General features: G+C 57.4%; 26 protein-coding genes. 5 read left to right on the top strand and 21 right to left on the bottom strand.

The annotated features are described in order from the left end of the window. Nucleotide 1: 1 nt before the first annotated feature. Nucleotides 2-1,198: an ATP-binding protein gene (locus E3E28_RS03715; RefSeq protein WP_167915181.1), complete on the bottom strand. Its 1,197-nt coding sequence runs from the start codon at nt 1,196-1,198 to the stop codon at nt 2-4. Between the two features lie 60 nt (nt 1,199-1,258). On the opposite strand from E3E28_RS03715, the gene E3E28_RS03710 reads away from it, so the two are divergent. The 5 genes from E3E28_RS03710 to E3E28_RS03690 are packed head-to-tail and all read left to right on the top strand — an operon-like array spanning nt 1,259 to nt 3,648. Beyond that, complete coding sequence (locus tag E3E28_RS03710; RefSeq protein WP_167914069.1) at nt 1,259-1,741, top strand: THUMP domain-containing protein; 483 nt, start codon at nt 1,259-1,261, stop codon at nt 1,739-1,741. Between the two features lie 24 nt (nt 1,742-1,765). Continuing rightward, nucleotides 1,766-2,464 carry a SagB/ThcOx family dehydrogenase gene (locus tag E3E28_RS03705; RefSeq protein ID WP_167914068.1) on the top strand — a complete coding sequence of 233 codons (699 nt, stop codon included), beginning with the start codon at nt 1,766-1,768 and terminating at the stop codon, nt 2,462-2,464. After that, entirely contained in the window at nt 2,457-2,633 is a 177-nt protein-coding gene (locus E3E28_RS03700; RefSeq protein WP_167914067.1) for a hypothetical protein, read from the top strand. The genes E3E28_RS03705 and E3E28_RS03700 overlap by 8 nt, the downstream gene beginning before the upstream one ends. A gap of 48 nt (nt 2,634-2,681) precedes the next feature. Further along, nucleotides 2,682-3,170, top strand: a complete 489-nt coding sequence (locus E3E28_RS03695; protein ID WP_167914066.1) for a ferritin family protein — start codon at nt 2,682-2,684, stop codon at nt 3,168-3,170. Next, nucleotides 3,163-3,648, top strand: a complete 486-nt coding sequence (locus E3E28_RS03690; RefSeq protein WP_167915180.1) for a ferritin family protein — start codon at nt 3,163-3,165, stop codon at nt 3,646-3,648. The genes E3E28_RS03695 and E3E28_RS03690 overlap by 8 nt, the downstream gene beginning before the upstream one ends. On the opposite strand, the gene E3E28_RS03685 is transcribed toward E3E28_RS03690, so the two are convergent. The 20 genes from E3E28_RS03685 to fdhF form a co-directional block, all read right to left on the bottom strand. Beyond that, nucleotides 3,640-4,086 carry a 4Fe-4S binding protein gene (locus E3E28_RS03685; protein WP_167914065.1) on the bottom strand — a complete coding sequence of 149 codons (447 nt, stop codon included), beginning with the start codon at nt 4,084-4,086 and terminating at the stop codon, nt 3,640-3,642. The two genes, E3E28_RS03690 and E3E28_RS03685, sit on opposite strands and share 9 nt — an antisense overlap. Next, the gene (locus tag E3E28_RS03680; RefSeq protein ID WP_167915179.1) at nt 4,083-5,075 is read right to left on the bottom strand and encodes a respiratory chain complex I subunit 1 family protein; all 993 of its coding nucleotides are present in this window, start codon (nt 5,073-5,075) and stop codon (nt 4,083-4,085) included. The genes E3E28_RS03685 and E3E28_RS03680 overlap by 4 nt, the downstream gene beginning before the upstream one ends. 5 nt (nt 5,076-5,080) lie before the next feature. Beyond that, nucleotides 5,081-6,358, bottom strand: a complete 1,278-nt coding sequence (locus E3E28_RS03675) for a nickel-dependent hydrogenase large subunit (protein WP_167914064.1) — start codon at nt 6,356-6,358, stop codon at nt 5,081-5,083. Then, nucleotides 6,355-6,936 carry an NADH-quinone oxidoreductase subunit C gene (locus E3E28_RS03670; protein ID WP_167914063.1) on the bottom strand — a complete coding sequence of 194 codons (582 nt, stop codon included), beginning with the start codon at nt 6,934-6,936 and terminating at the stop codon, nt 6,355-6,357. The genes E3E28_RS03675 and E3E28_RS03670 overlap by 4 nt, the downstream gene beginning before the upstream one ends. Beyond that, nucleotides 6,933-7,451 (bottom strand): NADH-quinone oxidoreductase subunit B family protein, encoded by a 519-nt coding sequence (locus tag E3E28_RS03665; RefSeq protein WP_167914062.1) that lies wholly within the window; start codon nt 7,449-7,451, stop codon nt 6,933-6,935. Before E3E28_RS03665 ends, E3E28_RS03670 begins: the two co-directional genes overlap by 4 nt. Before the next feature lie 12 nt (nt 7,452-7,463). Beyond that, nucleotides 7,464-7,811 carry a hydrogenase gene (locus tag E3E28_RS03660; RefSeq protein WP_167914061.1) on the bottom strand — a complete coding sequence of 116 codons (348 nt, stop codon included), beginning with the start codon at nt 7,809-7,811 and terminating at the stop codon, nt 7,464-7,466. 2 nt (nt 7,812-7,813) lie between these two features. Continuing rightward, on the bottom strand, nt 7,814-9,361 hold the full coding sequence (locus E3E28_RS03655) for a proton-conducting transporter membrane subunit (protein WP_167914060.1): 1,548 nt from the start codon (nt 9,359-9,361) through the stop codon (nt 7,814-7,816). Continuing rightward, nucleotides 9,358-9,717, bottom strand: a complete 360-nt coding sequence (locus E3E28_RS03650; RefSeq protein WP_042692213.1) for an NADH-quinone oxidoreductase subunit K — start codon at nt 9,715-9,717, stop codon at nt 9,358-9,360. The genes E3E28_RS03655 and E3E28_RS03650 overlap by 4 nt, the downstream gene beginning before the upstream one ends. Next, complete coding sequence (locus E3E28_RS03645; protein ID WP_223211907.1) at nt 9,714-10,172, bottom strand: Na(+)/H(+) antiporter subunit B; 459 nt, start codon at nt 10,170-10,172, stop codon at nt 9,714-9,716. The genes E3E28_RS03650 and E3E28_RS03645 overlap by 4 nt, the downstream gene beginning before the upstream one ends. Further along, a complete protein-coding gene (gene mbhE / locus E3E28_RS03640) occupies nt 10,169-10,465 on the bottom strand; it encodes a hydrogen gas-evolving membrane-bound hydrogenase subunit E (RefSeq protein WP_099209347.1) in 297 nt (98 codons plus the stop codon). Before mbhE ends, E3E28_RS03645 begins: the two co-directional genes overlap by 4 nt. After that, a complete protein-coding gene (locus E3E28_RS03635; protein WP_167914059.1) occupies nt 10,462-10,725 on the bottom strand; it encodes a hydrogenase subunit MbhD domain-containing protein in 264 nt (87 codons plus the stop codon). The genes mbhE and E3E28_RS03635 overlap by 4 nt, the downstream gene beginning before the upstream one ends. Next, nucleotides 10,722-11,093 (bottom strand): monovalent cation/H(+) antiporter subunit G, encoded by a 372-nt coding sequence (gene mnhG / locus E3E28_RS03630; protein WP_167914058.1) that lies wholly within the window; start codon nt 11,091-11,093, stop codon nt 10,722-10,724. The genes E3E28_RS03635 and mnhG overlap by 4 nt, the downstream gene beginning before the upstream one ends. Further along, nucleotides 11,090-11,353: a cation:proton antiporter gene (locus E3E28_RS03625; protein ID WP_042692218.1), complete on the bottom strand. Its 264-nt coding sequence runs from the start codon at nt 11,351-11,353 to the stop codon at nt 11,090-11,092. Before E3E28_RS03625 ends, mnhG begins: the two co-directional genes overlap by 4 nt. Continuing rightward, a complete protein-coding gene (locus E3E28_RS03620; RefSeq protein WP_042692220.1) occupies nt 11,350-11,853 on the bottom strand; it encodes a monovalent cation/H+ antiporter subunit E in 504 nt (167 codons plus the stop codon). Before E3E28_RS03620 ends, E3E28_RS03625 begins: the two co-directional genes overlap by 4 nt. Before the next feature lie 196 nt (nt 11,854-12,049). Further along, nucleotides 12,050-12,502, bottom strand: coding sequence for a 4Fe-4S dicluster domain-containing protein (locus E3E28_RS03615; RefSeq protein ID WP_167914057.1), 453 nt, complete (start codon nt 12,500-12,502; stop codon nt 12,050-12,052). Then, nucleotides 12,499-13,560 carry an FAD-dependent oxidoreductase gene (locus E3E28_RS03610; RefSeq protein ID WP_167914056.1) on the bottom strand — a complete coding sequence of 354 codons (1,062 nt, stop codon included), beginning with the start codon at nt 13,558-13,560 and terminating at the stop codon, nt 12,499-12,501. Before E3E28_RS03610 ends, E3E28_RS03615 begins: the two co-directional genes overlap by 4 nt. Continuing rightward, complete coding sequence (locus E3E28_RS03605) at nt 13,557-14,546, bottom strand: formate/nitrite transporter family protein (RefSeq protein ID WP_167914055.1); 990 nt, start codon at nt 14,544-14,546, stop codon at nt 13,557-13,559. The genes E3E28_RS03610 and E3E28_RS03605 overlap by 4 nt, the downstream gene beginning before the upstream one ends. Further along, nucleotides 14,543-14,914: a 4Fe-4S dicluster domain-containing protein gene (locus tag E3E28_RS03600; RefSeq protein WP_167914054.1), complete on the bottom strand. Its 372-nt coding sequence runs from the start codon at nt 14,912-14,914 to the stop codon at nt 14,543-14,545. The genes E3E28_RS03605 and E3E28_RS03600 overlap by 4 nt, the downstream gene beginning before the upstream one ends. Beyond that, nucleotides 14,898-15,368, bottom strand: a complete 471-nt coding sequence (locus tag E3E28_RS03595) for a 4Fe-4S dicluster domain-containing protein (RefSeq protein ID WP_167914053.1) — start codon at nt 15,366-15,368, stop codon at nt 14,898-14,900. Before E3E28_RS03595 ends, E3E28_RS03600 begins: the two co-directional genes overlap by 17 nt. Continuing rightward, on the bottom strand, nt 15,365-17,467 hold the full coding sequence (gene fdhF, locus E3E28_RS03590) for a formate dehydrogenase subunit alpha (RefSeq protein WP_206203795.1): 2,103 nt from the start codon (nt 17,465-17,467) through the stop codon (nt 15,365-15,367). Before fdhF ends, E3E28_RS03595 begins: the two co-directional genes overlap by 4 nt. Nucleotides 17,468-17,541 lie beyond the last annotated feature (74 nt).

Genomic DNA, 17,541 nt, shown 5'->3' with positions numbered 1-17,541 from the left:
CTCACTCACCCTTCAGCTTCTCCGCCTGCCCCTCCTCTAAAAACTTTCTGACGTAGTCTGGAACCTTGTAGTTGCCCTTCGGGTCGCCGACGAGGAAGCCCAGCCGTATGAGCTCGTTCAGCTTGTCGTAGACCTGCATTCCCGGCCTTTTGACGACCTTGGCGACCTGTATGTAGCTCACCGGCCCGCCGTTGAACTCAAACACTATCGCCTCAACCAGGTCCTTGTACTCCTTCGGAATCCTCGTCAGGTACTCCTCAAGGCTCTTGGGCTCCTCAAGAATCGTTGTGACCACGTAATCGTCAATCGGGTCGAATTTGTGCTTTGCGGACTCGCTGAGGACGTAGTGGAGGAGCCTTAAAATCTGCCTCGGGTTGCCCTTCCCGAGCTGGTGGATTAGCCTTATCGCCTCCTCCGTAAAGGGATACAGCGGGTCGTCGGTGTCCCTTATGCGAACGCGGTTGAGCCTCTTCTTCACGAGCTCAAACGTCTCGTCGAGGCTCATCGGGCGGAGCTTGAACTCGTAGTGGAGGCGCATGAAGAAGGCCGGGAATATCTTCGTGTACTCCTCGTAGGCCTCTGGGACGCAGGCGAAGGCAACGATACAGCCCTTCGGCATCGTGCTTATGAAGTGCCTCAGCATCTCGAAGAACTGAATCTTCTCGTGCTCCCTCGCGCTCTGCATGTTCTCCAGCTCGTCCAGGAGGAGCGCGCAGTAGGGATACTTGCTCATCTGCTCGACGAGGAGCTCGGCGATGTCCCTGCTCTTGTACTCCTTAGAGTCGCTGAGCATCTTCTCAAGCCTGTCGATGAAGCCGAGCTTTCTCGAAAGGTTCTCAAGGAATATGTTAGTCCTGCTCTTAGGTGGCTTTAGCGCGTAGAAGATGTCGCGCGTGAGCTTGAGGATGTCGTTGGTATCGACTTTGACGTATATCGCCTTGCCTTTGTTCTCCTCTATGGCCTTCGCGAGCGTTTTGAGCCTCTGCGTTTTACCCATTCCAAGAGGCCCAACGATGCTGAGCGCTATCGAGCTTTTGTTGCCGATTACCTCCGAAACAATCATCTGGAGGCGCATGTCTATCTCCTGATAAACGTGAATGCTCTCGACGTCGGCTATTCCCTCGCTGGCGAGCTGTTCAAAGGGGTTGGCCGAGAGGCCGTAAACCTCGTATGACTGGTAAAGCTTAAGACCCTCCATTTCACCCACCGAAGTGTTTAAGGCCTTTCAATATAAAAACCTGTTCATCGGTGAGCGGAAATGATTCTCCTCGTAACGGCACCGCCCGGCAGGGAAGGCGATGCGATACTCGAACTGGAGTGGGCACTCGGAAAGGTGAAGGTTAAAGGAACTGACTGGTGGGGCGTCCTCCTCGCTGAAACTCCCCTACCAAAGGAAGAGGCCCTTGAGAGGCTCAAAAACTTCGAGACGCAGGCGATACAGAGGGTGGTTCCACTCGAAAGGCTCGTTCCGGCCAGGTGGGAGGAGATAGAGACGGCCGTCCTCGAGCTGGGGAAAGCGATAGACGGAACCTTCGCCGTCCGCGCCAGGGTTCGCGGGAACAAACGGCTCTCCCAGAGGGAGCTCGAAGTCAAACTTGGCTCTCTCCTCGTCGAGCGCTATAATCTAAAGGTCAACCTGAGCGAGCCCGATTACACGGTTCTCGTCGAAGTCCTTGGCAAAAGGGCCGGAATCGGCCTCGTCCGGAAGGGCGAGGTTCTCCGCTTCGAGGTGAAGGAATAAATAGTTTGGGCGCCAACTATTCACATGCTCCGGAAGGTTGCCTACCTGACCCTGGCGCTGGCCCTCGTTCTCCCTTTACTGCTAATCTTCAAGCCGGGCCCGAGGTTTGAGACCATTGAGACGGCCTCGGGCGAGGTTGTGCTCCTTCCAGAGCCCTGTTTAAGGGGCGAGATGAGCGTTGAGGAGGCGATAGCGAAGAGGCGGAGCGTCCGCTCCTACCGTGACGAGCCCCTAACCCTTGAAGAGCTCTCCCAGCTCCTCTGGTCGGCTCAGGGAATAACGAGTTCAAAGGGCTACCGCTCGGCTCCCAGTGCGGGCGCTACTTACCCCTTTGAGGTCTACGTCGTCGTTGGTAAGGTTGAGGGCCTTAAACCAGGAATTTACCGCTACATCCCCGGGAAACACGCCCTTGAGCTGGTGAAGCCCGGCGACTACAGAATGGAGCTCCAGAGGGCTTGCCTCGACCAGGAATGGGTCGGTAGCGCCCCCGTTGACATCGTTCTCGTCGCCTTCTACGAAAGAACAACGGACGTCTACGGCGAGAGGGGAATCAGATATGTTCACATGGAGGCCGGCCACATCGGCCAGAACATCTACCTTCAGGCAACTGCTTTAGGCCTCGGAACCGTTGCGGTTGGGGCTTTCAACGACGGGGAAGTAGCCTCGCTCCTCGGAACCGATGGCGCTCCGCTCTACGTCTTTCCGGTGGGGAGGCATGGTTGACCACAACACTCTCGGCTACCTCAGCTTCGCCCTCATGACTCTGACCCTCGTCACCGGCGCCCTCTACTTTCTCTCGCCGAGGTGGAAGCGGGTCTTCCTCTACGTTCACGTTATCCTGGGCCTTCTCGCCTACATCGCGATGTTCCTGGCGATATGGCTCGTTCGCTGAGGAACAAAAGCTTATTAGGCCCGCCGACAAATTATTCCGGGGGTTGGAATGCTGGACGTCGATGATGTCATCGAGAGACTCCAGAAGCTGAGCTATGAGGAGGCCTTGGCCTACTGGATAGCCAGCGAGCTGGAGGAGGCCGAGTTTTATCGCAAGCTGGCCGAGAGAGTTAAGAACCTTGGGCTTCCGGAGAGTCTCGTGGAGACTTTTCTCAAGCTGAGCAGGGACTCCGAGAGACACGCCCTTGAGCTCAGGAAGGAGTTTAAGGCATCCTTTGGCAGGGAACCGTCAACGGAAATCCCTCCTCTTGAGGTTCTTCCCGTTCTCGACCGCTTCGAGAGGGCCGACCAGGTTAAGGAGGTCCTTGAGACCGCGATGGAGAGCGAGCTCATAGCGATGAACGCCTACAAGGCTCTCGCGGAGAAGGTTGAAGACGAGCGTTTGAGGGAACTCTACCTCAGGCTCGCCGATGTTGAGAGGGGCCACTACGAGGCCCTGAAAAGGGAATACGAACGGTTGGGTGGTGGACATGATTGAGGTTCTGGAGGAGATTAAGAAGCTCAACGAGCGCGAACTGCTCAGCTACTGGATTAGGGGCGAATACGAGGAGGCCGAGACCTACCTAAAGCTGGCCGAGAGGGCGAAGGAACTCGGTCTTCCGAAGGAAGTCTACGAGACCTTTGAAAGGCTCGGCAAGGAGTCCAAGGGCCATGGCGACGAGCTCTACAAGATTTACCGCCAGAAGTACGGGGAGGAGCTCGCCGAGGTCAACGTTGCGAGCATTGAGGGAACGCACCTCCTCGGCAAGTTCTACAAGATAGAGGACCTCGAAGACGTCCTCCAGAGTGCAATGGAAGCTGAGAAGCTCGCTGAAACCGTCTACCGGAAGCTTGCTGAGGAAACCGATAACGAGGAGCTCAAAAAGGTCTACCTCTACCTTGCGGACGTTGAGAAGGGCCATTACTCGGCATTAAAGGCCCTCTACGAGTGGAGAAAAAAGAAGGGGTTACTTTGACCCCTTTTTCTCGGTCTTGGCTTTCTCGGCTTTGGCCTTTTCCTTGGCCTTCTTCTGCTCCTCAAGTTTCTTCCGTATCTCCTCGATTTTCTCCTCCTTTAGCGGGATGAATTTCTCGTCGTAGTTGTCGTAGCTCGCCAGGAGGAACTCGTCGCTCATCTGGAGCGCTCCGGTCGGGCAGACGTCGACGCACTGGGCGCAGTAAACGCACCTTCCAGTCCACAGCGCCACCTTTCTGATGTCCGCCAAGTAGACGAAGACCCCCGCCGGACAGACGGTGACGCACATCCTACAGCCAACGCACTTGTCGACGTTGTACTTAAGCTGGCCCCTGAAGTTCTCGGGCACGGGCACGGGTTCGGTCTTCGGAAAGAGGTTGGTCGCTGGCTTCCTGACAAGGTTCCTGAGCACCGTTGGAACTAAGATAGGCGCCCTCACATTATCACCTCCATCGCGAGGAGGAGGGAGCCGACGAGCGAAGCCAGGAAGACGTTCCTCCAGAGGAAGTCCACCGCCTGGGTTATCTTCAGCCTTCCGGTTACGGCCCTGAAGACGCTTCCGACGACGAAGAGCAGGATGAAGACCTTCAGCGTGTGGAAGAGCAGGTTAACGACGTCCGCTGAAAGGCCCGTCAGTCCGAAGTAGCCCGCTATTCCCCAGGGGAAGAATATTGCGACCACCAGGGAAGCCGCTATGTAGGCTTTGAGCGCTTTCGTCAGCTTGAGCAGTGCCAGATACCTTCCGCTGTACTCGACGAGCAGTCCCTCGGCTATCTCCTCCTCGGCGTCGGGTATGTTGAAGAACCCGACCTCTATCTCGCTCGCCAGCCAGACGCAGAAGACGTAGAGGAGTATTATCGCTCCCACGAAGCTCATCGGCGTCCCTATCTCCCAGATGTTGTGCTGGTAGAAGATTCCCATGCTGAAGGGCTTGTCAACGCCGAGCTTTCCGAGGCGCCACATTATGGCGAATATCGCCAGCATCATTGCCGGCTCCCTGGACACCATTATCGTCGCTTCCCTCGCCGCTCCGATTTTCGCGTAGGGACTGCCGGAGCTTATCGCTCCAACTATCTTGAAGAAGCTGATGAGTGCCAATAGGTAGATGAAGACGATGACGTCACCCTTTGAAGCCAGCACTGGAGTGAAGCCCATCGGCGTGTAAGCCAGGAGCGCTATCGCCGTTGCCAGAGCTAAGACCGGGGCCGCTCTGAACATGTAGTTTGCCGTGTTCGGGACTATCGTTTCCTTGCTCATCAGCTTGAGGAAGTCGTAGAACGGCTGTATCAGCGGTGGCCCAACGCGCCTCTGCATTCTAGCAACCAGCTTCCTGTCTATTCCCTCCCAGAGGAGAGAGGCCAGTGAGACGAAGCCGTAGAGCCCGAGCAGGCCCGCAATCGGGTAAACGATGTTTCCCATCACGTCCATGAGCATCACCTCGAACAGCCGAACCCCACCGGGGTCGGGTCTCCCTTTATTTCCGGATTAATCTCGCGCGTCTTCTTTATCGAGGCCTTCAGGAGGTCCTTTTCGGTCAGGATTCTCTTCTTTCCGTCTTCAACGACCGCAACCCTGTCCGTACAGCTCAGGCACGGGTCTATCGAGGCAACGGCAACGACGAAGTCCGCCACCTGGTCTCCCTTGACGCCCTCGGCGACCGCGAACAGGTTCGGGAACGTCGGTTCCCTCGGCTTCCAGCGGAGGGGCTTGTCGCTTCCCTTCTTTCCGCGGACGTAGTGAATCAGCTCACCCCTCGGGGCCTCGTACCTTCCGATTCCCTCTCCGTCCACCATTATCCTGAGCTTGGCGACGAGAACGTTGTCCTTCGGGAAGGTCTTGATTTTTCCGTCCGGCATCTGGTCAAGGGCGTGCTCGATGAGCTCCAAACTCTGCCACAGCTCTCCTATTCTCACCGCCATCCTGTCGAATACATCGCCCCTGGGCCTCTCTCCAGTTACATCCTGGGGCATGACGGGCTTTATTCCCAAATCCGGATAAACGCCGAGCCTCTCGCTCCAGCGCGCGTCGTCGCGGATTCCGCTTCCCCTTCCCGTCGGACCAACCGCTCCCTGCTCCAGCGCCACGCGCTTGCTTATTATTGCCGTGTCCCTGAAACGGGCCTCTATCGTCGGGTCGTGGAGGAAGATGTCCTCAATCTGCGGGAAGACCTCTTTGTAGTACTTTATCATATCGAGAATTATCCGCCTCCTCTTCTCGTCGATGTCCCTCCTGACGCCTCCGATGGTTACCATCGAGTAGTTGACGCGGTTTCCGGCAACCGCCTCAAGTGTGTCCATGACTTTCTCACGGGCGAGCCAGGTGAGGTGGAGCACTGTATCGTAGCCTATGTCGTGAGCTAAAACGCCGAGGTTGAGCAGGTGGCTGTGAATCCTCTCGAGCTCGCCGACGATTACGCGGATGTATTCAGCTCTCTCGGGCACCTCTATTCCGGCCGCCTCTTCAACGGCCCTCGTGTAGGTGTGGTTGTGGGAGAAACTGCATATCCCGCACATTCTCTCGGCTAAGTACATTATCTGGACGTAGTTTCTCCTGAGGGCTATCCACTGGATTCCGCGCAGGTTGTAACCGAGCTTGACGTCAACGTCAACTATCCTCTCGCCGTCGAGGGTGAGTATGAACTTCTCGGGCTCCTCCAGACCGGGGTGAATCGGACCGAAGGGTATCTTGACCCAGTATTCAACCTTTGTCATTTCTTAGCACCTCCCTTGAGGTAATAGGGGTGGCCCGCGTTGTGCACCATCTCCTCGGGAACGCCCTTGTCGTCGAGGCGGAGCGGATAGATGCCCTCGGGGAAGTCCTCCGGCAGGAAGAGCCTCCTCTTGTCCGGTGCATTTTCAAAGTCTATTCCGACCATCTCCATTCCTTCCCTCTCGAACTGGAGCGCTATCGGGAAGATATCGCTTATATCCGGAAGCGTTGGGTCGTCCTTGGGGCAGTGGACGTCTATGAGCAGTGAAACGGCCGGCGAATCTCTGTAGTAAATCACGAGGTGACTGAGGAAGCCCAGGTCGTCTCCCCAGTCCTGCTCGATGCCTATCGAGTAGTGGGCCTCGCCGTCGAGTTCCTTTATGAACTTCATCAGCTCGCGGTAGCTTTCCCGGTCGATTCTCACCCAGACCCTCTCGCGCCCCCACTTGTTGGTCTTGACCTCAACCTGGGCGTTTGGAAAGCGCTCCGCTATCGCTTTGGCGACCTTCTCGGCTTTGGTTGGTTCTTTAACCTCCTCCTGAGCTTTCTCAACGTTAGCATTATCGTTAACCTCGCTCATTCTTTCACCTCCGGAACCTCACCCTTCAGCATCTTGGCCAGCTTCTCAAGCGCGAGAACGACGCCGTGAAGTATGGCTTCTGGCCTCGGCGGACAGCCCGGAACGTAAACATCCACCGGAATCACGTTGCTCAGCGGTGCGTTGGTGAAGGGGCTCTCGTAGAACACGCTTCCGCCCGTTGGGCACGAGCCGACGGCTATTACTATCTTCGGCTCTGGGGTCTGCTCGTAGACGAGCTTGACCCTCTCAAGGCTTTGATTGGTTACGGGCCCGGTTACAAGGAGTATGTCCGCATGTCTCGGACTGCCGACGAGCTTGACTCCGAAGCGCTCCGCGTCGTAGCGTGGCGTTAGAGCGGCTATGATTTCGATGTCGCAGCCGTTGCACGAGCCCGTGTTCACGTGGAAGACCCAGGGGGATTTTCCGATGTAACGGCACAGCTGGGCGATTCTTTTCTCGAGCCTCTCGCGCTCCGATGAGTTTGAACCGCCGTTAGCGGGAACTTTAATGCTCACTTTCTCACCTCCTCAACCCCAAATCAGTATCACGCCCATCACGAAGGCCGTAACGATGACGAGGTAGCCCACGTAATCCGTCAGCAGTCCAGTGTGGTCGGCCTTGAGGACGGTGAAGAAGCGCTTGAGGGCATAGGTCAGCCCCCACATAACGTTTCTTCCCGTGTAGTGGCCCTCCAGGTGCTCGAAGCCCGGAATAACCTTCTCTGGGTCCTCACCGCTGATGAATATCTTCGTCCCGTCGCCGACTTCCTTCGTTCCCATTCCGCTCCTCTTCGCCCACTGGTCGAGGAGGTAAGCCAAGATGAGCCCGACGATGAAGACGAGGACGAAGTAGAGGGCATCCCAGTAGCCGAACATCTTCACGCACCTCCCAGAACCGCGCTTATGTACGCCAGCTGGTTCTCAAGGGATTTAACTGCCGGAATCATGACCTTGTCGCTTATCTGCCAGGGGAAGAGTCCCATGACGACTATCGCGACCGCGAGGATTATTATCGGCCAGAGCATGCTTCCCTCGGGGTCTCTGGCCTTCATGACCCTCTCGTTCGGCCTGCCGAAGAAGGTGTAGAGCACCTTGACGTATGCTGCCGTACAGAATGCCGTTCCGATTATCGCTATCGCACCGAGTATCGGGTTGAATATGGCTGAACTCTCGTAGATGAGCCACTTGCTCGCGAAGCCGTTGAGGGGAGGCATTCCTATTATCGCGGCCGCCCCAATGAGGAAGGCGAAGGTTGTTTTCGGCATGGTCTTAGCTAAGCCGCTCAGCTCGTTGAGGTCCCTCGTGCCGAGCTGGTGAATCACCACACCTGCAATCAGGAAGAGGAGGGCCTTCATGAGTGCGTGGTTGAAGGTGTGGTAAATCGCTCCCGCCATCGCTATCTCGCCGGTCTGGCTTCCATAAGCGGCTAAGCCTATTCCGAGGCCCAGCAGAATGTAGCCTATCTGGCCGACCGAGGAGTAGGCTAAGAGACGCTTCATGTCGTTCTGGACTACCGCCATCGCGTTGCCGACTATGAGGGTTATGCAGGCGAAGATTATGATGACCCAGCCAACGGTTTTCATGCTGACGCTGTGTCCGTAGATGCTGAAGAGTATCCTGGTTAAAGCGTAGATTCCGCCTACCTTTATGACGAGACCCGAGAGCATCGCGCTTATTGAACTCGGCGCGGCCGGGTGCGCGTCTGCCAGCCACATGTGGACCGGAGAGGCACCGCTCTTGAAGAGGAGTCCCGCGATGAAGAGAGCTAACGCGACCTTCGCTGTAACAGTTGGGTTCTGGGCGAGCTTAACTGCCAGATAGCTCATCGTCAGCGTTCCGTACTGGCCGTAGAGGAGTGCTATGCCGAGTAAGATTAACGAACTCGCTATCGAGCCGACGAACATGTACTTTATGCCGGCCTCGATGCCCTCCCAGGTGTCGTTTCTAAAGGCCACCAGCGCGTAGCTGGCGATGCTCATGATTTCGAGGAAGACGTAGAAGTTGAAGAGGTCGCCGGTTATCGCTATGCCCAGCATTCCGAGCTCGAGGATTATGATGAGGGTGTAGTATTTGTCGAGGCCGGTGTCGTGCTTCATGTAGCCGATGGAGTAGACAACCGCGAGGAAGCCCACGAGCGTTACCATGAGCACCATTATCGCGCCGAAGAGGTCGACCTCCCAGACTATCCTTATCGGGAAGTTGACGCCCTGGCCGAGCGGGCTCTTGGCTCCTAGTGTGTAGACTATTATGCTCTTGTTCTCCCAGACGGAGTAGAAGAGCGCCGAGCCCACCGCTAAGGTGGCGCCGGTGATTATGACTGCCCACGCCTCCCTCGCCTTCCTGCCGAGGAGGTTCACTATCGGCATCGAGAACGCTCCGAAGAGCGGGATGATTATGAGGTAGGGTAAGATTGCTTCCCCGTTCATCCCCTCAACCTCCTTAGAGCTCTCACATCAAGGGTTCCGTAGTGGCGGTAGGCGTTTATCGTGAGTGCGACCGCGAGTGAGAGGACACAGACGCCGATGACTATGCTCGTAAGCACTAAGGCCTGTGGAAGCGGGCCGACCATCGGGCTCTTCAGAGTCTCGTAGCCTGTGTAAATCGGCGCGGTCGGGATTTCGTTGAGCTCTATGCGGTAGCCGAGGCTTATGAGGAGCAGGTGTATTCCGGAGTCTATGATGTCCAAGGCAAGAATCAGCTTGATGAGGTTCCTCTTCGCGAGGAAGGCATAAATTCCGAGGACTATGAGCAGGAATGCCGTGATGAACTGGAACTGAATCATGACTTCCACCTCCTGTACATGGCTATGGCCGTAAGCGCGCTGACGAGGCCGGTGAAGACCTTAAGGCCAACCGCCAGGTTCATTATCGGCAGGAATCCGGCGGAGAGAAGCGTTCCGGGCTTTCCGTTGAAGAAGGGGCCGTTGTGCCAGAGCGTGTTGTAGAAGAACGCCACGCTCATGCCGAGCATCGCGACGCCGAGGAAGACGAGACCGCCGATGCCTTCAAGGGCTGAGTACAGGCTCTTGTTGTAGTGCTTCTTCATCTCGTCGAGGCCGAAGGAGACGAGGAACAGTATTCCCGCTCCGGCTATCGTCGCTCCTCCCTGGAAGCCACCTCCCGGTGTCAGGTGACCGTGCATGACGATGTAGGCTCCGAAGATTCCTATGAGAGGGATTATGGCCCTCGCCGAGGTCTTGACGATGAGCCCCATATCGCTACCGCACCTCGGCCTCATTTCTCATCCCTCCTCCAGGGCCTCAGAAGAGCAATCGCGCCGGCTATGGCCGTGAACAGGACGGTGGCCTCTCCAATAGTATCGTAACCACGGTAGTCGAACACTATGTCGGTGACTATGTTCATACCGCCGACTTCCTGAACACCGTGCTGGATGTAGTAGTTGTCCGTGTACCTCAGGGTCAGCCACTCCTTTCCCCCCGGCCCGAAGACGAGGCCGTAGTTGGGGTTGGCTATGTAGAGCAGAACCCCGAGGATGAAGAGCAGTGACAGGTAAGCGATGGTTCTCTTCACGGTTCCACCTCCCATCTCTCTGTCTTGGCTATGCCGTAAACCACAACCGCCGTAACAACTCCCGCTCCAACCGCTGCCTCGGCTATGGCAACGTCAGGGGCGTGAAGCATGTAGAACTCAAGGCTGAGGAGCAGGCTCATCGCCGCGGACATGAGTGCAGCGGCGAGCAAGTCTCTGAAGCGAATCGTAAGGTAAGCCGTGATGAGGACGCCGATGAGTATTATCGCCTGAATCGTCATGTCAATGGTGATGGGCTTCATTCCTCCTCACCCCCGAGCTTCTCCTCGTAGGCGTCAACGACCGCTTTGGCCGGCTTGTAACCGCTCAGGTGCGCGGCTTTCGCTATTGCATGCGCTCCGACGGGGTTCGTGAGAAGGAGCGCCACGAGGGCAACGAGGCTGTGGAGGGCCATCTGGAGGTACTTGGGGTCGCCTGTGACGTGGAGCCTGTAGAGGGCGTGGGTTACAACGGCCAGAACGGCAAATATCGTTCCGAAGGTCGTGCACTTGGTAGCTCCATGAAGTCTGGTATAAACGTCCGGGAAGCGGTGGAGGGCTATGCTCCCGAGCATGTTGAAGGTGACGTTTATCGCGAGGAAGGCGTAAATCAGGTATTCAACCGGGCTCATTCCAATCCCCCCTGCAGGTATCTCGCGATTATGAGCGTTCCGATGTAGCTGAGGAGCGCGTATACTATCGCGATGTCGATGTAAATCGTCCTGTCGTAGGCCGCTCCGAGGAGAACCATACCGGCAACCACGAGCGTGTTCAGTGTATCAACTCCGACGACCCGGTCTGGAACGCTGGGACCGAGGAGAACCCTGAGTATCGCCAGGAACGCTCCAATCGAGATTATCAGCGCCGAGTAGAAGAACACGGGCTCAATCATTTCCCTAACCTCCTGGCCCACTTCTCAAAGGGCCCCGCGACGGGTTCAGAGCTCTCGGGCCTCTCGAGCCCCTCGGGGATGTCAATCCAGTGGACGTAGAGGGCCTTCTCCTTCGGGCAGGCGTCTATGGTAAGGGTTCCCGGGGTGAGGGTTATCGAGTTGGCCAGAATGGTGTACTGGGCGTCCTTTTCGAGCTCAACCGGGACCTTGACGATTCCGGGCCTTATCTTTCCGGTTATGACGAGATAAGCTACGTGGAAGTTGGCCTTGACCATTCCCCAGAACAGGACCGGGACGTAGGCAATCCACTCGAGCCACCTTATCGGGTTCAGGAAGCGGGTTGATTCCTCCCCAACGATGTCCTTCGTCGCGTACGCTACTATTCCCGCGAATATTAAACCGGCTATCAGTTCCTGCGTGCTCCAGAGGAGCCCGTTCGTTCCCGCCGTTAAAACCAGCCAGGTGATGTAGGCGAAGACGAACGCGACTATGAAGGGCAAGCTACCACCTCCGCATTAACGCTTTTGTTTACTCTCGATTGGGACTTCTCTTTCCGGCTTAAAACGGTTTTCCAAAGCTCAGTTTGGCAAAAAAAGGTAGGAAACGCCTTGTTGTAAACCAAAGGTTTAGGAGCCTTCATGTTCTAACCTATGCAACGAAGAACTTTAACGGTTTTCGGTGAATAAAAATTGAGAATTAGAGGTTGCGGGAAATTACCTCCGCCACCTTTGCCCTCTTCCCCTCCCCGCCGTCGGGGCCGTAGTAGATGGCATTGGCGGGACACATCTCGTGGCAGGCCGGCTTCAAGCCCTCGGCCCTTCTCTCGGCGCACATGTCGCACTTGTAAACAACTTTAACGACCGGCTCGTAGCTTATAGCTCCGAACGGGCAGACCGAGAGGCACATCAGGCAACCTATGCATTTCTCCTCGTTGATTATCACGGCCCCGTCTTTATCGCGGGTGATGGCGTTTACGGGACATACCGCCATACAGGGCGCGTCGTCGCAGTGCCGGCAATTAATCGGGACGCCGACGCCGTTGCTCGCGAAAACCACCCTTATGTTGGGTCTTCCGTCGTGAATGAAGTCGCACACTCCTTCACAGGTCTCGCAACCTATGCAGGCGTTAAAGTCCACGAGGAGCTTCATGCTCTCACCTCCATCAGCCAGAGGTGCATGTCTCTTCCGGCGTAGAGGCCGTCTTTCGTTGCCCTGCCGACGAGTGAGGGACCTAAAACAACGTCCCCGGCCGCGAAGATTCCCTCCCTGCTCGTCATGTGCCTCGAATCCACGACGATTCTGCCCTTTCTATCGGTCGCTATTCCGCAGTTCTCGCCGAAGGGTGGCGTCGGCGTCTGCCCTATCGCGAAGACCACGTACTCCACGTCGACCGTGAACTCGCTTCCCTCTATTGGGACGGGTCTTCTCCTTCCGCTCTCGTCCGGCTCGCTGAGCTTTGTTCTAATGAGCTCCACGGCTTTGACCTTTCCGTTCTCGCCGATGATTCTCTTCGGCATCGTTAGTTCAAGCCACTCAACGCCCTTCTCGCGGAGGAGGTTTATCTCGTAGCTTCCCGCCGGGGCTTCCCTTATTGTCCTGCGGTAGCTCATGTAGACCTTCTCTGCCCCCATCAGGAGGCTCTCCAAAGCGGCGTCGCAGGCAGTATGGCCGGCTCCGACGACCATCACTCTCTTCCCCTCTATCTCCGGCACCTCGCTCCAGTCCATGTGGCCGAGCTTGGCGCTCTTTATCCTGAAGAGGTACTCGAGGGCCTTGAAGACGCCTTCAAGCTCTATCCCCGGAATGTCTGCGAGCCAGGAGCGCCACGTTCCCGTTGCTATCAAAACGGCGTCGAAGTTCCTCACAAGCTCCTCAAAGTCAACGGTCTTCTCGACGAACTCGTCGCCCTCGTCCTTCCTCCCACCGGAGACGACCTTGACTCCCGTGTGGAAAACGACGCCCATGCGCTCTGCAAGGTCCCTGTATCCGAGCCTGACCCTGTCCACGGGAATCCTGAACTCGGGAATCCCGAAGAGCATCAAGCCACCCGGCTCGGGCAGTTTGTCGTAGACGTGAACCTCGTGGCCCTTACAGGAGAGGTAGCCGGCCGCCGCCAAACCTGCGGGGCCGGCGCCTATTATCGCCACCCTCTTTCCGGTCGGCTCGGGCCTTTTGAGGCAGTGGAAGGCGAAGTTCATGCCGTTCATTTTTCCACCCCCGGCTTCGCGATTCTCGCCAGGGCGAAGGTTCCGGCTATGTAGTAGATGCTCAGCACGAGCGGGGAGGCGTAGAGGTCGTTCTTAAGGGCGAGCGCTATTCCTGCCGGAATCAGGGTTGCGAGGACCCAGAAGGCCACGAAGACCACGGTGAAGTCCACTATCTCCTTCGCAAGCCTCCTGGCGGTCAGCTCGGGGTGGCTGAGGTACCAGTAGTAGAAGCTGACGAACAGGAAGCCTCCGATGGCGTTTCCAAGCGTAACGGGAATCAGGTTGTGGAAGAAGTTGGCCCAGTTTATAGCCCCGTTGCTGAGGAAGACTCCCATCGGTATGGCCCACATGTTGGCTATGGCGTGCTCGAAGCCTATGGCAACGAAGGCGAATATCGGGAACCATATCGCGAGTATCTTGCCTGCCCCGTCCTGAACCCTCGCCGACTGCCATATCGCGACGTTCACGAGCCAGTTACAGCCGATTCCGAGGAAGAGCAGGGCAATGAAGTCCTTGGAGACCTTGCCGTGCGCTATGGCAACTATCGTCTTTCCGAAGGCGTTGGGGTCTCCGACGTGGCCGAAGAGTCCCGTGAGCTGGACGGCTAAGAGCGCTATAAAGACCGAGCCTATGAAGTTGCCACCATAGCTCCCGAACCAGTTGTAGAGGACGCACCTGAAGTCCGCGTAGCCTTTGGCCTTTGCAGAGCTGAGGAACTGCACGTTGCCGGTCCACAGGTCGGCCCCAGCCAGGATTACCGCGATTAAGCCGACCGGGAAGACCGCTCCGAGGAGGAGTTTGAAGGCTGATGGGTTGTCGTGGAAGCCCGTGGCGGCTATAACAGCTAAAACGAAACCAAAGGCTATGTAAGCTCCGGCCATGAAGCCCGCGAAGAGCAACCTTCCAGGAGTTGTTTTGAACTTCGGGGTTGCCTTCTTCGCAATCCCCTCAAAGGTGGAGTCAACCCCGTACAGGATTTCGCTCATTCCAATCCCTCCCCGATTTTTCTTGCCGATTCAATCCTCCTGCAGGTTGAACAGAGGAAAACGGTGAAATGGTCCATCTTCCGGGCCCATTCAACCTCCTTAACAGTGAAATCCGTCAGCCTCCCGCAGTTCTCACAGCGCGCCAGCTCGAAGGTGGCCGAGCTCTCCCCGCTCTCGTGGTTGGGGAAGCCCTTCACCGCGTTTACCGGGCACACCTCAACGCAGAGCAGGTCACCGTCGCAGAGCCTTGGCTCAAAGGTTATCCTCCTCACTCCATTTTCGTCGCTGTAGCTCAGGGCGCCGGTTTTGCAGGCCCTCACGCAGGCGAGACAGCCTATGCACCTCTCCCAGTCAAAGACCGGGCGCATTCTCAGCCCTCCTGAGGGCGAGCCTCTCGGCGTAGGCCTTCCTTCTTCCCGCGGAGAATTCGTTGGGCTCGACGTAGCTCAAAGCCCCCGTCGGACAGGTCTGGACACAGAGCGGGAGCTTCCCCTCGGCCCTTCTTTCGGGACAGAGGTCGCACTTCACCATGACCTTCCCGGCAATCTCCGGAATACCGAAGGGACAGGCTAAGAGGCACATATCGCAACCTATGCACTTCTTAACGTCCACCATAACGGCCCCATCCTTGTCCCTGAAGAGCGCCCCGGTCGGACAGGCGTCTATGCACGGCGCCTTCTCGCAGTGGCGACAGTTCAGCGGAACGGCCGAGCTTTCAAACTCGAAGACCGTTATGAAGCTCCTCCCGTGCTCCCTCTCGCAGGCAACCTCACAGGCCCGGCAGGCTATGCACTTGCCGGGGTCGATTAGAATCCCGCTCAAGCTACCACCCCCTCGGCCCTCAGCTCCTCCAGAATCCGCCTCGCCTCGGCCTCCCCAACGGGCTTAACGCGGCAGGCGCAGGCTTTCGTATCTGGAATCTTCGAGACCGGGTCGAGGGCGTCGTTGGTCAGGACGTTGGCCCCCCAGTGCCAGGGAATCGCAACAACTCCGGGCTTCACAGCTTTAGTAACCTTCACCCTCGCGACGTATCTCCCGCGCCTCGTCTCTATGAGCACCCAGCCGTTGTCTTCAAGCCCGAAACGTCTTGCATCGCTCGGGTTGACCTCAAGGAACGGCTCCCTCCAGCGCTTCCTCAGGAGCTCGCTCCTCCCCGTCATCGTCAGCGTGTGGAAGTGACCCACGTAGCGCGTCGTCGTTAAGATGAGCGGGTATTCATCGTCGGGCGTTTCGGCCGGGGGTCTGTGCTCGACGCTCGCCAGGTGGGCCCTTCCGTCCGGCGTTAGGAAGCTCTCGGTGTAGAGCAGGGACGTTCCCGGGTGTTCTTCGCTCGGGCACGGCCAGTGGATTCCGGCAAGGTTGCTCTTTAGTCTCTCGGGCGTTATGCCCCTGTACTGGGGCGTGCAGGCGTTTATCTCCCTCAGAACGTCCTCCGCCGAGCGGTAGCCGAAGCCCTTTGGTCCATTCCCGGTGAAACCGAGGGCTTTTCCGACCTCGCTCACTATCCACCAGTCGGGCCTCGCCTCCCCGGGCGGTTTGAGTGCCTTGAAGCTCCACTGCACGCGCCTCTCTGTGTTGGTGAGCGAACCATCGTTTTCGAGCATTGAAGTTGCCGGCAGAAAGATGTCCGCCAACCTCACCGTCTCGGTCGGGAATATGTCCTGAACGACGAGGAACTCGAGCTTTCTAAGGGCCTTTACGACGTTGCGCGAGTTGGCCTCGCTTATCACTGGGTTCTCGCCGACGATGTAGTAGGCCTTCAGCCTGCCCTTCAGGGCCTCGTGCGTCGCCTCGACCGTCGTAAGGCCGACCTCACCGCTCAGCTCAACGCCCCAGAACTCCTCGAAGAACCTCCTCTTTTCCTCGTCCGTAACTGCCTGATAGCCGGGGAAGACGTTCGGGAGAACGCCGAGGTCGCAGGCTCCCTGGACGTTGTTCTGCCCGCGCATTGGAGAGGCTCCGTTTCCGGGCTTCCCTATGTGGCCGGTGATTGCTATGAGAGTTGCAACTGCCCTGACGTTGTCGTAGCCGTGAACCGACTGCGTCAGCCCCATCGCCCAGGTAACCACCGCGTTCTCGGCTTTCGCAAAGGTAACCGCCGCCTCCTCTATCAGCTCCGCGGGGACACCGGTTATCTCCTCCACCCTCTCGGGCGTGTACTTCTCGACGGTCTTCTTGAGCTCCTGGAATCCGACGGTTCTTCTCTCCACGAACTCCTCATCGTAGAGGCCGTGCTTTATGATGACGTGCATAAGGCCGTTGGCGAGCGCTATGTCCGTTCCGGGGTAGGGCTGGAGGAAGATGTCCGAGAACCACGCGGTCCTCGTGTAGCGCGGGTCAACGACGATGACCTTTGCGCCCCTCTCCTTCGCCTTGATGACGTAGCGGAAGCCGACGGGGTGGGTTTCGGCGTAGTTGTGGCCCCAAATCATTATCACGTCCGCCCTCTCGATGTCGCGGTAGGTGTTCGTCATCGCCCCCGCTCCGAAGACGGCCTTCAGGCCTGCGACCGTTGAGGAGTGGCAGAGCCTCGCGCAGTGGTCGATGTTGTTGGTCCCGAGCATTCTGGCCAGCTTTTGAACGAGGTAGTTCGGCTCGTTGTAGGTCTTTGCCGAGCCGAAGAACATAAGCCCGTTGGGGTCGTCTTTAGCTATCTCCCTCAGCCTCTCGGTGACCTCCCGGATGGCTTCATCCCAGCTCACCTCGACGAACTTACCTTCTTCCTTCGCCTTGAGGGGCTTCCTGAGCCTGTCCTTCGAGAGCAAATCGAGGACGGCGTTGCCCTTTGGACAGAGGCTTCCGTTCTCGTTGGGGATGCCCGGTACGTCGTCAGCGTAATCCAGCCTGTAACCGCTCGGCGTCCGCTCGATGTAGAGCCGACAGCCGACGCCACAGTATGGGCACACGACGGGGACCTTCAAGCTCCCACCTCCATGAACATATATGTCCACGTGCACATTTTTGTTCCCTCATTCCGAAGTTCACTGAAGAATTT

It is taken from the genome of Thermococcus sp. 21S9, from assembly GCF_012027635.1.
Classification (GTDB): Archaea; Methanobacteriota_B; Thermococci; order Thermococcales; family Thermococcaceae; genus Thermococcus.
This window is presented reverse-complemented; position numbering and strand designations above follow the sequence as displayed.

Excerpts from the sequence above, each read along its gene's own strand:
- E3E28_RS03715 (WP_167915181.1), bottom strand. The coding sequence starts at position 1,198 with ATGGAGGGTCTTAAGCTTTACCAGTCATACGAGGTTTACGGCCTCTCG.
- E3E28_RS03710 (WP_167914069.1), top strand. The coding sequence starts at position 1,259 with ATGATTCTCCTCGTAACGGCACCGCCCGGCAGGGAAGGCGATGCGATA.
- E3E28_RS03705 (WP_167914068.1), top strand. The coding sequence starts at position 1,766 with ATGCTCCGGAAGGTTGCCTACCTGACCCTGGCGCTGGCCCTCGTTCTC.
- E3E28_RS03700 (WP_167914067.1), top strand. The coding sequence starts at position 2,457 with ATGGTTGACCACAACACTCTCGGCTACCTCAGCTTCGCCCTCATGACT.
- E3E28_RS03695 (WP_167914066.1), top strand. The coding sequence starts at position 2,682 with ATGCTGGACGTCGATGATGTCATCGAGAGACTCCAGAAGCTGAGCTAT.
- E3E28_RS03690 (WP_167915180.1), top strand. The coding sequence starts at position 3,163 with ATGATTGAGGTTCTGGAGGAGATTAAGAAGCTCAACGAGCGCGAACTG.
- E3E28_RS03680 (WP_167915179.1), bottom strand. The coding sequence starts at position 5,075 with ATGGACGTGATGGGAAACATCGTTTACCCGATTGCGGGCCTGCTCGGG.
- E3E28_RS03675 (WP_167914064.1), bottom strand. The coding sequence starts at position 6,358 with ATGACAAAGGTTGAATACTGGGTCAAGATACCCTTCGGTCCGATTCAC.
- E3E28_RS03670 (WP_167914063.1), bottom strand. The coding sequence starts at position 6,936 with ATGAGCGAGGTTAACGATAATGCTAACGTTGAGAAAGCTCAGGAGGAG.
- E3E28_RS03660 (WP_167914061.1), bottom strand. The coding sequence starts at position 7,811 with ATGTTCGGCTACTGGGATGCCCTCTACTTCGTCCTCGTCTTCATCGTC.
- E3E28_RS03655 (WP_167914060.1), bottom strand. The coding sequence starts at position 9,361 with ATGAACGGGGAAGCAATCTTACCCTACCTCATAATCATCCCGCTCTTC.
- E3E28_RS03650 (WP_042692213.1), bottom strand. The coding sequence starts at position 9,717 with ATGATTCAGTTCCAGTTCATCACGGCATTCCTGCTCATAGTCCTCGGA.
- E3E28_RS03645 (WP_223211907.1), bottom strand. The coding sequence starts at position 10,172 with ATGAGGCCGAGGTGCGGTAGCGATATGGGGCTCATCGTCAAGACCTCG.
- E3E28_RS03635 (WP_167914059.1), bottom strand. The coding sequence starts at position 10,725 with ATGAAGCCCATCACCATTGACATGACGATTCAGGCGATAATACTCATC.
- mnhG (WP_167914058.1), bottom strand. The coding sequence starts at position 11,093 with ATGAGCCCGGTTGAATACCTGATTTACGCCTTCCTCGCGATAAACGTC.
- E3E28_RS03625 (WP_042692218.1), bottom strand. The coding sequence starts at position 11,353 with ATGATTGAGCCCGTGTTCTTCTACTCGGCGCTGATAATCTCGATTGGA.
- E3E28_RS03615 (WP_167914057.1), bottom strand. The coding sequence starts at position 12,502 with ATGAAGCTCCTCGTGGACTTTAACGCCTGCATAGGTTGCGAGACCTGT.
- E3E28_RS03610 (WP_167914056.1), bottom strand. The coding sequence starts at position 13,560 with ATGAACGGCATGAACTTCGCCTTCCACTGCCTCAAAAGGCCCGAGCCG.
- E3E28_RS03605 (WP_167914055.1), bottom strand. The coding sequence starts at position 14,546 with ATGAGCGAAATCCTGTACGGGGTTGACTCCACCTTTGAGGGGATTGCG.
- E3E28_RS03600 (WP_167914054.1), bottom strand. The coding sequence starts at position 14,914 with ATGCGCCCGGTCTTTGACTGGGAGAGGTGCATAGGCTGTCTCGCCTGC.